The 11,953-nt window shown below is 67.5% G+C and carries 14 protein-coding genes; 10 read left to right on the top strand and 4 right to left on the bottom strand.

What is annotated here, in order from left to right:
* Positions 1 to 11 precede the first annotated feature (11 nt).
* The 9 genes from QNO00_RS13115 to QNO00_RS13075 all read left to right on the top strand — a co-directional run bounded on the left by QNO00_RS13115 (position 12) and on the right by QNO00_RS13075 (position 8,184).
* Positions 12 to 1,406, top strand: a complete 1,395-nt coding sequence (locus QNO00_RS13115; protein WP_284024807.1) for a serine/threonine-protein kinase — start codon at positions 12 to 14, stop codon at positions 1,404 to 1,406.
* Positions 1,403 to 1,756 carry a hypothetical protein gene (locus QNO00_RS13110; RefSeq protein WP_229964583.1) on the top strand — a complete coding sequence of 118 codons (354 nt, stop codon included), beginning with the start codon at positions 1,403 to 1,405 and terminating at the stop codon, positions 1,754 to 1,756. The genes QNO00_RS13115 and QNO00_RS13110 overlap by 4 nt, the downstream gene beginning before the upstream one ends.
* 34 nt (positions 1,757 to 1,790) lie before the next feature.
* Positions 1,791 to 2,201 carry a YchJ family protein gene (locus QNO00_RS13105; protein WP_284024806.1) on the top strand — a complete coding sequence of 137 codons (411 nt, stop codon included), beginning with the start codon at positions 1,791 to 1,793 and terminating at the stop codon, positions 2,199 to 2,201.
* A gap of 73 nt (positions 2,202 to 2,274) precedes the next feature.
* Positions 2,275 to 3,330: a zinc-dependent alcohol dehydrogenase family protein gene (locus tag QNO00_RS13100; RefSeq protein WP_229964585.1), complete on the top strand. Its 1,056-nt coding sequence runs from the start codon at positions 2,275 to 2,277 to the stop codon at positions 3,328 to 3,330.
* 72 nt (positions 3,331 to 3,402) lie between these two features.
* Positions 3,403 to 4,419 carry a zinc-binding dehydrogenase gene (locus QNO00_RS13095; protein WP_284024805.1) on the top strand — a complete coding sequence of 339 codons (1,017 nt, stop codon included), beginning with the start codon at positions 3,403 to 3,405 and terminating at the stop codon, positions 4,417 to 4,419.
* Positions 4,420 to 4,495: 76 nt separating this feature from the next.
* Complete coding sequence (locus tag QNO00_RS13090; protein WP_284024804.1) at positions 4,496 to 5,137, top strand: ABC transporter permease; 642 nt, start codon at positions 4,496 to 4,498, stop codon at positions 5,135 to 5,137.
* On the top strand, positions 5,130 to 6,362 hold the full coding sequence (locus QNO00_RS13085) for an ATP-binding cassette domain-containing protein (protein ID WP_284024803.1): 1,233 nt from the start codon (positions 5,130 to 5,132) through the stop codon (positions 6,360 to 6,362). Before QNO00_RS13090 ends, QNO00_RS13085 begins: the two co-directional genes overlap by 8 nt.
* Positions 6,359 to 7,186, top strand: a complete 828-nt coding sequence (locus QNO00_RS13080) for an ABC transporter permease (protein ID WP_284024802.1) — start codon at positions 6,359 to 6,361, stop codon at positions 7,184 to 7,186. The genes QNO00_RS13085 and QNO00_RS13080 overlap by 4 nt, the downstream gene beginning before the upstream one ends.
* Positions 7,186 to 8,184 carry a glycine betaine ABC transporter substrate-binding protein gene (locus QNO00_RS13075; protein ID WP_284024801.1) on the top strand — a complete coding sequence of 333 codons (999 nt, stop codon included), beginning with the start codon at positions 7,186 to 7,188 and terminating at the stop codon, positions 8,182 to 8,184. Before QNO00_RS13080 ends, QNO00_RS13075 begins: the two co-directional genes overlap by 1 nt.
* A gap of 6 nt (positions 8,185 to 8,190) precedes the next feature.
* Here QNO00_RS13075 and QNO00_RS13070 read toward each other — a convergent pair whose 3' ends face one another.
* Positions 8,191 to 9,129, bottom strand: a complete 939-nt coding sequence (locus tag QNO00_RS13070; protein WP_284024800.1) for an alpha/beta fold hydrolase — start codon at positions 9,127 to 9,129, stop codon at positions 8,191 to 8,193.
* Positions 9,130 to 9,218: 89 nt separating this feature from the next.
* Between QNO00_RS13070 and QNO00_RS13065 the strand changes: the two genes are divergently transcribed.
* A complete protein-coding gene (locus QNO00_RS13065; RefSeq protein ID WP_284024799.1) occupies positions 9,219 to 9,632 on the top strand; it encodes an ASCH domain-containing protein in 414 nt (137 codons plus the stop codon).
* Here QNO00_RS13065 and QNO00_RS13060 read toward each other — a convergent pair.
* Genes QNO00_RS13060 through ureG form a run of 3 tightly spaced genes read right to left on the bottom strand, consistent with a single transcriptional unit; the run spans position 9,629 to position 11,932 of the window.
* Positions 9,629 to 10,369, bottom strand: coding sequence for an AAA family ATPase (locus QNO00_RS13060; protein ID WP_502863370.1), 741 nt, complete (start codon positions 10,367 to 10,369; stop codon positions 9,629 to 9,631). The two genes, QNO00_RS13065 and QNO00_RS13060, sit on opposite strands and share 4 nt — an antisense overlap.
* Positions 10,370 to 10,410: 41 nt before the next feature.
* Positions 10,411 to 11,229 carry an urease accessory protein UreD gene (locus QNO00_RS13055; RefSeq protein WP_284024798.1) on the bottom strand — a complete coding sequence of 273 codons (819 nt, stop codon included), beginning with the start codon at positions 11,227 to 11,229 and terminating at the stop codon, positions 10,411 to 10,413.
* The gene (gene ureG / locus QNO00_RS13050; RefSeq protein WP_284024853.1) at positions 11,192 to 11,932 is read right to left on the bottom strand and encodes an urease accessory protein UreG; all 741 of its coding nucleotides are present in this window, start codon (positions 11,930 to 11,932) and stop codon (positions 11,192 to 11,194) included. The genes QNO00_RS13055 and ureG overlap by 38 nt, the downstream gene beginning before the upstream one ends.
* Positions 11,933 to 11,953 lie beyond the last annotated feature (21 nt).

Here is an 11,953-nt window from a genome sequence, read left to right as displayed (position 1 = left end):
GAGGTTGCAGCATGGAAAGTTTCGCGTCAGATGGCCTCAACCGGCTCATTTCAGGGCGTTACCGTCTTATCGAACCCATAGGCCACGGTGGCATGGCCACCGTCTATCGAGGGCAGGACGAAGCACTCGGCCGTGACATCGCCGTGAAGCTCTTCCGGGCCAGCGCAGTCTCTCCGGACGACGTTGACCGCCAGGAAACCGAAATGCGGTTACTGGCGTCCCTTTCCCACCCGGGCCTGGTGACACTTTTTGATGCCGGCAAGGACGACGCCGGCCGCGACGACGGCGAAGCCGGGGAACCCCGTGCCTTTTTGGTCATGGAGCTCGTCGACGGACCCGATCTGCGCAAGCACCTCCGCGACGTCGAGCGCATGTCCCTGGCCGATGCCGCGTACGTCGGTGCTGAGCTGGCCGGGGCGCTGGCCTACATCCACGGCCGCGGGGTCATCCACCGCGACGTCAAGCCGGCCAACATCCTGCTGCCCCCGGTGATCACCGGAACCCTGCCGAGGGCCAAGCTCACCGACTTCGGCATAGCGCGGATGCTCGACGGCGCCCGGATCACCGCGGCCAATGCCACGCTCGGCACGGCCAACTATCTGAGTCCGGAACAGGCCAGCTCACAGGATGTGGGATTCTCCAGCGACATCTATTCCCTGGGCCTGGTGCTGCTGGAAGCCGTCACCGGACGCATCGAGTTCGGCGGTAGCGCCGTTGAGGCAGCGATCGCCCGCCTGAGCCGAAACCCCGAAGTTCCGGATGAGCTCGGAAACTACTGGTGCTCGCTGCTGAAAGCCATGACGGCACGGGACCCCGATCAACGGCCGACGGCGGCGGAAGTCTCGGCAACGCTGCTGGAATACCGCTGGTCGTCGGCTGAGACGGCGTCCGCCATTCCTTCAACCGGGCAGGGCGGGGGAACGGACACTGCTGACGACGGCGGCGTTCCCACCGGCGGAGTTCGCACCGCAGAGGATCCCCGCATCCCGGGCCGGACGGGTGAGCAGATGCCGGAACAGATGCCGGAACCGGAACCCGAGCCCGAAAAGCTGTCCGCTCCCCATGATCCGGCTCCTGCCCGCGTCAAGCTGCCGCAGGGTTCGGCACGAACGGGCGGCGTGTACCGGGCCGTGTCCCCGCCCCGGTTCCCGCCCCGGGTTGGATCCGGCCGCAAGCGAGCTGCAGCCGCGGCGTCGGTCTCCCCGGGCACCGTGCCGGCTCGGCCCTCGCGCCTGGCGCTGGCGGGGCGGACGCTGCTGGCAGTGGTCGCCATGGCTGTGCTGGCAGCGGCAGTGATGCTGGTCGCCGATCGGATGGGCATCTTCCCGCAGGATCAGGGATACCCCCAGGTTCCCGGGCAGCTCGGACAGCATCTCGAGGAACTGCAGGAGAGCGTCGCGCCATGAGGCACCGGCGGGGCTGGCTGCTTGTGGCTTCGGGAACCGTGATCGCCGTGGCAGCCCTGACGGGATGCGAAGTCTCCAACCTGGGACCGGGGGCAGCCGAAGAGCTGCAGCAGCAGGTTTCGGACGTGAGCGAAGCTGCAGCGGCCGGCAGCTACGAGCAGGCTCTGCAGGCCCTGGACGATCTGACGGCGCGGCTGGACACCGCAACACGGCAGGGGGAGGTGTCGCTCAGCCGCCGGGAACGGATCAGCGATGCCATGGACGCCGTGCGCCTGAGCCTCGAAACCGAGATCGCACGCCACGACGATGCGCCGGCTCCCGGGCCAACGCCCGCTTCGTCGTCCGGCTAGCCGGCGACAGCCGTTAACCGGAGATACTGGAGTCATGACTTCACCAGCCAGTGTTTCCGCCATGCCTGCCCCCGATGACCGCTGTCCCTGCCTGAGCGGTGAGACCTACGCCGGTTGCTGCGGCAAGTATCACTCCGGAGCCGGCACCGCGCCGACGGCCGAAGCACTGATGCGTTCCCGGTATTCGGCCTTTGCCATCGGCGACCGGCAGTACCTGCTGGATACCTGGCACCCCTCGACCCGTCCGGCAGATCTGGAGCTGGACGCAGAACTGCAGTGGCGGCGCCTGGACATTGTGGAAACCTCCGCCGGCGGGCCGCTGGATGACCGCGGCGTCGTGCACTTCCGTGCCCACTACCGCTCCGGAGCCGCCCGCGGCGTGCAGGAGGAAACCAGCCGCTTTGTCCGGATCAGCGGAGACTGGCTGTACCTGGACGGGGAATAGCCCGCTGCACTTCCGCTGCCTGCCGCACGCTCCTAGCCTTAACGCACCGAACAAGCGAACAGGCGAGGACATCATGAAAGCACTTGTGTATGAAGGGCCGGGCCAAAAGTCCTGGAAGGACGTTCCGGATCCGAAAATCCAGGAACCCCGCGACGTCATCGTAAAAATCGACACCACTACCATCTGCGGCACCGACCTCCACATCCTGAAGGGTGATGTACCGGCGGTCACACCGGGCAGGATCCTCGGACACGAGGGCGTCGGCACCGTGACCGAAGCCGGGTCGGGCGTGACGTCCTTCAAAGTCGGGGACAAGGTGATTCTCTCCTGTGTCTCGGCGGACGGCTCCTGCAGCTTCTGCAAGGACGGGCTCTACTCGCACTGCACCGGAGATGAAGGACAGTCCGGCATCGGCTGGATCTTCGGCCACCTGATCGACGGCACCCAGGCCGAATACGTGCGCGTTCCCTACGCTGATACGTCCCTGTACCTGCTGCCCGAAAACGTCTCCCAGGAGCACGGCGTCCTGCTCAGCGATATTTTCCCCACCGGCTTCGAGATGGGTGTGCAGTACGGCCAGGTCCAGCCGGGCGATGTCGTCGCAGTGATCGGTGCTGGCCCCGTGGGGCTGGCTGTGATCGCGACCGCGGGACTGTACGGTGCGGCGAAGATCATCGCCGTGGACCTGGACGCCAACCGGGTGGAGCAGGCCCAAAGGTTCGGTGCCACCCACGGCGTGAACTCCGGGGACGGAAATTGGCGCGAACAGATCATGGAGCTGACCGACGGCTGGGGTGTGGACGTCGCGGTGGAAGCCGTGGGCATCCCGAAGACGTTCGAGATGTGCACCCAGATTGTCCGGCCCGGCGGCAACGTGGCCAACGTGGGGGTACACGGGACGCCCGTGAGCCTGGAGCTGGACCGGCTGTGGATCGAGAACATCAACATCAGCATGGGCCTGGTCAACACCAACACCCTCGCGATGCTGCTGAAGCTGATCGCCGAGGGCAAACTGCCGGCCGATGAATTTATCAGCCACCGGTATGCGCTGGACGACATCCTCCAGGCCTACGACACGTTCTCCAAGGCCGCTGAGACCAACGCACTGAAGGTGATCCTCAACGCCTGACCCGCCGTCGAGCGATAATGGTGGGGGCGGCGTGAACACCAGCCGCCCCCATTTTCAGTGAAAGAGGTTCCCATGTCGGCCGGCACCATGCTTGCAGCACGCCTTAATGTCCAGACGAAAGAGTTTGCGCTCCGGGAGGTTCCCATTCCGGATCCGGGTCCCGGCTTCGTCCGGGTCAAGGTGGGCGCCGCCGGAGTGTGCCTCTCCGACGTCCACCTGATCCAGGGCCTGCTGCACCCCCAGTTCCTCGAGGGCAACGAGGTGACGCTCGGCCATGAGGTTGCGGGCACCGTGGACCTGCCGGGTTCCGGCGTCACGTCGGTCGCGGCGGGGGATCGCGTCGTCATTCAGGCGGGCTATGAATACAACGGCGTCACCCTGACCATGGGAGTGGATTACGACGGCGGCTGGGCCGAGTACGTCGTCGTCCCGGCCGGTGTCCTGGTGCCGCTGGGCGACGACATCCCGTTTGACCAGGCCGCGGTCATTCCGGACGCTGTCTCCACCCCCTGGGGAGCCATCACCTCCACCGCCGACGTGCGCGCCGGTGAAGCGGTTGGCGTCTGGGGCATCGGCGGACTGGGCGCCCACGGTGTGCAGCTGCTGCGCCTGATCGGCGCCGCGCCCATCATCGCCGTCGACGTCCTTCCCGAGGCCCGGGCGCGTGCCCTCGAATTCGGCGCAGACTATGCCCTGGATCCGCTGGCCGCAGACTTTTCCGACGCCATGAAGGCAGCCACCGCCGGCAACGGGCTGGACGTCGCCCTGGACTTCGCCGGTGTCGACGCCGTGCGGGCCCAGGCGGTTAAATCCCTGGGACGGCGCGGCCGGCTGGTGCTGGTGGGGCTCAGCGGAACTCCGATCACCATCAGTGACAGCACCGGGTTCTCCTATGCCCGCAAGCAAATCCTGGGCCACTACGGTTCCGAGGCGCACCACGTGCCGCAGCTGGTGCACCTGACCCGGCTGGGCCGGCTGGACTTCACCAAATCGGTCAGCGGACGCCTCCCGCTGAGCGAGGCTGTCCAAGCGGTCAAGCAGCTCGACGCCAAGGAAGGCAACCCGGTCCGCCTGGTGCTCATTCCCTAGCCGTCCCCTGCCCATGTGCGCCGGGCCGGTCTACGCTGGAAAGACCGCAGCTCCCCACCCGACAGATGGGTTTGGCGTGAATGAATTTGTGGCCCAGCGCTTCAACGACATCCTCTTTTCCAGTTGGCAGCACTTCAGCCTGGTGGCCCAGTGCCTGGTGGTGGCCGCCGTCCTCGCAGTGCTCGCGGCGGCCCTGACCTACCGCAGCCCGGTCCTGCGCTCAGCGGCGGACAGCATCAGCGCCGTAGGCCTGACCATTCCGTCCTTCGCCCTCATCGGGCTGCTGATCACGCCCCTGGGCTTCGGGGTGCTGCCCGCCGTCGTCGTCGTCGGGTTCTTTGCCCTGCTGCCGATCCTCCGCAACGCCATCGTGGGGCTGTCGGGGGTGCCGGCCAGCACCGTCGAGGCGGCGCGGGGTCTGGGAATGGGACGGCTGCGCATCTTTTCCCGGATCGAGCTTCCGCTGGCGTGGCCGGTGATCCTGGCCGGCATCCGCGTTTCCGGGCAGATGGTGATGGGGATCGCCGCCGTGGCCGCGTACGCGCTGGGTCCCGGGCTGGGCGGCTTTATCTTCTCCGGGCTGTCCCGGCTGGGCGGCGCCAACTCCCTGGAATCAGTGGTGACCGGAGTGGTTGGCGTGGTGCTGCTGGCCCTCATCCTGGATCTCCTGCTGGTGGGTCTGGGCAGGCTTACAATCCCGCGAGGTATCCGTGTCTGAAACCACCCTTCCTGCGCCTCAGCCCGCCGGCTCGGCCGGCATCGTGCTCCAGGACGTGACCAAGCGCTTTCCCGGACAGGACCGCTCGGCGGTCAACGACCTCTCCATGGAGATAGCGGCCGGCGACATGGTCATGCTGGTGGGCCCGTCAGGCTGCGGCAAAACGACCACCCTGAAAATGATCAACCGGCTCATCGAACCGACCTCCGGGCGGATCCTGCTCGGCGGGAACGACGTCGAAGCGGTCAATGCCGACGAACTGCGCCGCGGCATCGGCTACGTGATCCAGGCGGGGGGCCTCTTTCCGCACCTGACCGTGGCAGCCAACATCGCCGTCGTGCCCTCCATGCTCGGCTGGGACAAAGCCCGGACCGGGCGGCGGGTTGATGAGCTGCTGGAGCTGGTCTCCCTGGACCCGGAGCAGTACCGGGACCGGTATCCGAAGGAACTCTCCGGCGGCCAGCAGCAGCGCGTGGGCGTGGCGCGGGCCCTCGCGGCGGACCCGCCGGTGCTGCTCATGGATGAACCGTTCGGCGCCGTGGACCCGATCACCCGGGAGCGGCTCCAGGACGAAATGCTCAGCCTGCACGCAAACCTGCGGAAGACCATTGTCTTCGTCACCCACGACTTCGATGAAGCCATCAAGCTCGGTGACAAGATCGCCGTGTTCGCCGAAGGCGGGCACCTGGTCCAGTACGATTCACCGGCCCAAATCCTCGCTGCCCCGGCCAACGACTTTGTCCGGCAGTTCATCGGTTCCGACGCCGGGCTCAAACAGCTGGGCCTGGCCCGGGTCAGGGACGTGCCGGCGCTGCCGGTAGTTACCGGAACGCCGCAGGAGGGACCGCGGGAGCTGCTTGCCCGCGCGCTGGCGGCCGGCCAGGACTACGCGGCTGTCGTCGACGGCGACGGCCGGCCCGTTTCCTGGCTTTCGGTCGCCGAACTGGAACAGCTTCCGTCACTGCCGGTCCAGCCGGCGCCGGACCTGCCGCTGGTGGGCCCGGACGACAGCCTTGCCGACGCGCTGGATGCCATCCTGGTTTCCGTTCCGGGACTCGCCCTGGTGACCGATGCGCAGGGAAGGCTCGACGGCGTGATCGATGCCCCGCTGACCCTGCAGACCGTGCGTGCCCGGCGGCCCGCAGCGGCAGCGGGGGAGCCCGGCCGATCGCCGGGACAGCCCCCGGGAGCCCCGGCAGGTTCCACGGAAGCGGGGCGGCAATGAGCAGCAGCCAGATGGCCGGGCGGGTCGCAGCCCCGGCTCCGAGCTCGGCGGCTTCGAAGGAGCGGCGGTACACCAACACCGAAGCCGGTTCCCCGGTGCGGGACGATTCCCGGCGGGGCCTGGTCTGGCAGCTGGCCGGGATCGCCGCTGCGGTGGCAGTGCTGTTGTTCTGGCTCTCGGCAACCGACCTGACGCAGACGGAACTGGCCACTCTGGCCCCGGCCACGCTCTGGGTGTACATCGCGGAGCATCTGCGGCTGACCCTGATCTCGGCCGTGATAGTCCTTGTTGTGGCTCTTCCGCTCGGCGTCCTGCTGACCCGCAAACCGCTGCGCTTCCTGACCGGGCCGGTGCTCGCCGTGGTGAACGTCGGCCAGGCTGCACCGGCGATCGGTCTCGTGGTGTTGCTGGCCTTCTGGCTGGGCTTCGGTTTTTGGACGGCGGTGGTGGCGCTGGTCCTCTATGCGCTCCTGCCGGTGCTGCGCAACACCATGGTGGGGTTGGACAGTGTGGATCCCCGGCTGGTCGAGGCCGGACGAGGCATGGGCATGAGCGCCTCGCGGGTGCTGTTCCGAGTGGAGCTTCCCCTCGCCGTTCCCCTGATGCTGGCAGGAATCCGCACCGCCCTGGTGCTGCTTGTTGGAACGGCGGCCCTGGCCACCTTCATCAACGGCGGCGGGCTCGGGATCCTGATCACCACCGGTGTGAACCTGAACCTTCCCCGGGTGCTGATCAGCGGCGCGGTCATGGTGGCGCTGCTGGCCCTGCTGGTGGATTGGGTCGGCCGGCTGGTGGAGCATCTGGCCCGCCCGAAGGGACTCTGATGCTGACATCGCTGCGCACCAGGGCGGCAGCCGCGCTGGCTGCCGCGCTCACCTTCGTCGTCCTGGTCCTGGCCGGCTGCGGACTGCAGCCGGCCGGTTCCTACGTTCCGCCGGTCGCGGCAGGAAGCATTCGTCCGATTGAGGGGCTGCCCGAGGGGGCGTCAGTGACGGTGACGTCCAAGAATTTCACCGAACAGCTGATCCTGGGCAAGATGTCGGTCCTCGCGGCCAAAGCGGCTGGGTTTGAGGTCACCGACCTGAGCAATGCTCCCGGCAGCCTGCCGGCCCGTGAACTGCTGCGCAGCGGGCAGGCGGACATTATGTGGGAGTACACCGGCACCGCCTGGCTGACCTATTTGGGCAACGAGCAGGGAATTCCGGACCAGCAGGAGCAGTGGCAGGCGGTGTATGACGCCGACGCCGCAAACGGGCTGACGTGGGGAGCGCCGGCGGAGCTGAACAACACTTATGCGCTGGCCATGAGCCGGGAGCGGGCCGAGGAACTGGGGGTGAGCAGCATTTCGGACCTGGCCAGCCTGCCGGTGAATGAGCTGACGTTCTGCGTGGATGCTGAATTCAATTCCCGGCAGGACGGGTTCACCCCGATGCTGCAGCTTTACGACCTGCAGCGCGGCAGCGTCGTGCCGGAGCAGAACATCGGGATCTATGACACCGGCGCGATCTACGGGGCTGTGGACCAGGGTGAATGCACGGTGGGGGAGGTCTTCGCCACTGACGGCCGGATCGATGCCCTGGACCTGGTGGTGCTCGACGATGACCGCAACTTCTTTCCCGCCTACAACGCGGCTCCGGTGATCTACACCAAAACCCTGCAGGACTATCCGGCGCTGGAAGGTGTCCTGGAGCAGGTCGCGGCGAAACTCAACGATGAAACCATGCGCTCGCTGAACCTCAAGGTGGATGTGCAGGGGGAGGAACCGGAGCAGGTCGCCTATGACTGGATGGTCGCGGAGGGCCTGGTCAGTCCGGCGGATTAGGGGCTGCTACGCAAAGAAGGTCTGGATCTCGGCGAGGATTTCCTCCGGCGCTTCTTCAGGGAGGTAGTGCCCGGCGTCCACGGCGCGGCCGGTGACCCCGGGAACCGCTTTTTCCCAGAGCGCCAGGGGATCGAACTGAGTTTCGACGACGCCGTGCCGTCCCCAGAGCACGCGCAGCGGAACGTCGGGCGTGGTGCCGGCGTCGCGGTCTGCCTGGTCGTGTTCCAAATCGATGGTGGCTGCGGCCCGGTAGTCCTCGCACATGGCGTGGGCGGCCCCGGGGGAGGAAAGCGCCGCGGCGTAGGCATCCAGCACGGGCGCGGGAAACGGCGCCAGGCCGGCATGGCGGGTGCCCATGATGTTCTCCACATAGGCCCGCGGGTTGGCCTCAATCAGGGCCTCGGGCAGCGGTTCCGGCTGGATCAGGAAAAACCAGTGGAAGTAGGACTCGGCGAAGGCCCGGTCCGTTGCCGCGTACATGTCCAGGGTGGGCGCAATGTCCAGGAACATCGCCCGGGACACCAGCCCGGGATAGTCCGCCAGCAGCCGGTGCCCCACCCGTGCTCCGCGGTCATGGGCGCACAACGCGAAGCTGCCGAACCCCCGTTCGGCACCGAAATGCTCCATCAACAGGGCGGCATCCTTCGCCATTTCCCGCTTGCTGTAGGTGGAATGGTCCGGTTCACCAACCGGTTTGGAGGAGCCGCCGTAGCCGCGCAGGTCCGGAGCCACCACCGTAAAGTCCCTTGCCAGAGCGTCGGCGATCCGGTGCCACATCAGGTGGGTTTCCGGATGCCCGTGCAGCAGCAACAGGGCGGGTTTGGGTGCTCCGCCTGCCGCGCTGCCGGTGTCGTCGGCCACCGAGATGCGGCCGGTTACGGTAATGCCGTTCACGTCCACCGTGAACGGCTGGTAGCGGGCAAAGCCGGTCAGGCCATCGGTCATTGTCTTTTTCCTTTTCAGCGCCGTCGTGTGTGGGCCCCACCTAACCACCTCGACTCCTCCTCCGCCAAGGGCGGGGCTAGGCTTCCAGCATGGAATCCAACCTGCCCCGGGCCGAGTTCGCCTTCCCCGGCCCGCTCCGCGATGCCCTGGTCGCTGCCATCCTGGACGGGACGAAGACCAGCACCACCAGTCTGGCCTGCCAGTACGACGGCGACGGCGAACCGCTGCCACGCCCCGGCGACCGCTCCGTCCTGATCGACAGCAACGAAGACCCGCTGGTGATCCTGGAAGCGACGGAGGTCCGGCTGGTTCCGCTGGGTTCGGTGGATGTGCCGCATGCGCGGGACGAGGGCGAAGGCCATGACACCATCGCGGAGTGGAGAGCCGCGCACGAGGAGTTCTGGCACGGCGAGGAGTTCCGCGGCGCCCTGGGAGACCCTGGTTTCACCGTTGACGACGGCACGGTGGCCGTGCTGGAGCGCTTCCGCGTTGTCAGTACCTAGAAGTGGCGCAGGAAACGCTCGGGCCCGCTGAGGAAATTCCGCCAGTTGGCCACCAGCTCGAGCTCCTCCCACGCTGCCGGCCGCAGCCCCCATGGACCAACTTCCAGCAGCGTGGCACCGGGCAGCGCGGCGAGAATCGGCGAGTGGGTGGAGAGCAGCACCTGGGATTCGGGGTCGTCCAGGATTTCCTTCAGCGTGGCCAGCAGCGAGAGGCTGCCCGCAAAGGACAGCGCCGACTCCGGTTCGTCCAGGACCCACAACCCGGATCCCCGGAACCGGTCGCCTACCAGCTCCAGGAAGGACTCCCCGTGGGAGAGCGAGTGGAAATCGATGTCGGGGGAGCCGGTACTCGGGTTTTTTTCCAGATAGGTATAAAACCCGTGCATGGTCTCGGCCCGCAGGAAAAACCCCCGGCGGGAGCCGCCCGGGGTGCGGATCAGGTGCAGATGCTCAGCAAGTTCGGATTCCGTGGCCCTGGTGCTGTGCTGGGCACCCGTCGATCCGCCTTCGGGAGAGAGCCCGAAGGCCAGTGCCACTGATTCCACCAGAGTGGACTTGCCGGATCCGTTTTCGCCGACCAGGACCGTGGCGCGGCCCAGATCCAGTCCCTGGTCCAGCAGTTGCGCCACTGCGGGCACAGTGGCCGGCCAGCGGGTTCGCGCCAGCGGCAGGTGCCGGCTCTCCTGCACGCGCCGGATTGGATACGTGTGGGGAAGTGGAGTTTGGCTGCGGCCCATGGCGTTGATCATGCCACGACCGTCCGGTGGTCAGAAACCGATCAGAAACCGGTCAGTTCATCCCGCCACGCTGAGAATACGGCGCCCGCTTCGCCGTCGGCGGTGTGTGCCTGGTCGCTCAGGCTGCGGGCGACGGCGCCGGGCGCCGCCAGCTCGAACCGGCGCGCCCGGTGTGGTTCGGTCCCGGAGTCCGGCGGCAGCACCGCAGGGCGCCACCCCACCGCCGTCGTACTGGCCACGATCTTGGAGCCGCCCAGGATTCCGACGGCGCGGTCCCGCGGCCCGGTCAGGTCCAGATCCTCGTACAGGCAGTCGCCGTCCGGTCCGGTGGCACGCGTGATGCTGCGCAGCCGGCCGCCGGGCTCGCCGCTGCGGCCCAGCACCAGCGTCTCCCGAAGAAGCGCGCGGGCACCGGAAGCCAGCCGAAGCCGGGTCTCCCGGTGGACATTGGATCCGCCGGCGGCGACAAAGGATGCACCGTCCCAGATCAGTGCTGCGTTCTTACCCACCTCCGCATGCAGCGACCAGCGGGAGGGCACCAGATCGGCGTCGTAGGCCACCAGGCCTGCCGGTTCCACCACTTCCAGCGTGACGCCCGAGCCCACCGAAACCTCGATCCGCACGTCGTCGCCGCCCAGCAGCATCATGTGGATGCCGATCAGGGCCACGCGCAGGTGCAGCGGATTCCCGGTGCCGTGAACCGGACGCGGGGCCAGATAAAGCCCCTGGTCCAGCACCGAAAACCGCGCCCTGCCGCCGGACAGCTCAGTGCTTATGCGGGTGGCCCTGGGCGCCGTCGGACGGGCTGCCTCCACGCGGAGCTCAGTGGCGGTGCTGGACAGCGTCCGGCTCCTCATCATGCGTGTGGATGTAGCCGCCGTCATCGTCGGCATGGAAATGCGGCGCCATCGGCCCGGGATCCTGCGGAGTATGGGTGCCGGCGCGGTGCAGGGCCACCATGGAACGCACCCAGGCGCTGAGCTCGTCGATCGTGTCCTGCTGCTTCCGGGAGAGGGCCAGCACCGGCCCGCCCTCGCGTGCCTCGGTGGCATCGGCCACCATCAGCTCCACATCGACGTCCACATACGGGGCCAGGTCGATCTTGTTGATCACCAGCAGATCGGCGCGGGCGATGCCGGGGCCGCCCTTGCGGGCAACGTCGCCGCCGCCGGCCACGTCCAGCACAAAGATCTGGGCGTCCACCAGGGCGGGGGAGAAGGTGGCGGTGAGGTTGTCGCCGCCGCTTTCCACCAGCACCAGATCCAGCGGAGCAAAGTCTGCTTCCAGATCTTCCACGGCGAGCAGATTGGTGGTGACGTCGTCGCGGATGGCCGTGTGCGGGCAGGCTCCGGTTTCCACCGCGCGGATGCGTTCGGCGGGCAGGACGCCGGCCGAGCGGAGGAACTTCGCGTCCTCGTCGGTGTAGATGTCATTGGTGATCACGCCGATGGACAGCTCCTCGGACATGGCGCGGCAGATGGTGGCGATCAGCGAGCTCTTGCCGGTGCCCACCGGCCCGGCGACGCCCAGCCGCAGCGAACGGGTCGGATCGTCGGCGGACATGGCGCTTTCACTCTTCGGTGC

Source organism: Arthrobacter sp. zg-Y1219, from assembly GCF_030125545.1.
GTDB lineage: Bacteria > Actinomycetota > Actinomycetes > Actinomycetales > Micrococcaceae > Arthrobacter_B.
The sequence above is the reverse complement of the archived record's forward strand: the minus strand, read 5'-3'. Positions and strand labels throughout refer to the sequence as shown.

Coding starts and splice junctions, on each gene's coding strand:
- QNO00_RS13080 (WP_284024802.1), top strand. CDS start 6,359: ATGAGCAGCAGCCAGATGGCCGGGCGGGTCGCAGCCCCGGCTCCGAGC.
- QNO00_RS13075 (WP_284024801.1), top strand. CDS start 7,186: ATGCTGACATCGCTGCGCACCAGGGCGGCAGCCGCGCTGGCTGCCGCG.
- QNO00_RS13065 (WP_284024799.1), top strand. CDS start 9,219: ATGGAATCCAACCTGCCCCGGGCCGAGTTCGCCTTCCCCGGCCCGCTC.
- QNO00_RS13105 (WP_284024806.1), top strand. CDS start 1,791: ATGACTTCACCAGCCAGTGTTTCCGCCATGCCTGCCCCCGATGACCGC.
- QNO00_RS13115 (WP_284024807.1), top strand. CDS start 12: ATGGAAAGTTTCGCGTCAGATGGCCTCAACCGGCTCATTTCAGGGCGT.
- ureG (WP_284024853.1), bottom strand. CDS start 11,932: ATGTCCGCCGACGATCCGACCCGTTCGCTGCGGCTGGGCGTCGCCGGG.
- QNO00_RS13110 (WP_229964583.1), top strand. CDS start 1,403: ATGAGGCACCGGCGGGGCTGGCTGCTTGTGGCTTCGGGAACCGTGATC.
- QNO00_RS13095 (WP_284024805.1), top strand. CDS start 3,403: ATGTCGGCCGGCACCATGCTTGCAGCACGCCTTAATGTCCAGACGAAA.
- QNO00_RS13055 (WP_284024798.1), bottom strand. CDS start 11,229: ATGATGAGGAGCCGGACGCTGTCCAGCACCGCCACTGAGCTCCGCGTG.
- QNO00_RS13100 (WP_229964585.1), top strand. CDS start 2,275: ATGAAAGCACTTGTGTATGAAGGGCCGGGCCAAAAGTCCTGGAAGGAC.
- QNO00_RS13070 (WP_284024800.1), bottom strand. CDS start 9,129: ATGACCGATGGCCTGACCGGCTTTGCCCGCTACCAGCCGTTCACGGTG.
- QNO00_RS13060 (WP_502863370.1), bottom strand. CDS start 10,369: ATGGGCCGCAGCCAAACTCCACTTCCCCACACGTATCCAATCCGGCGC.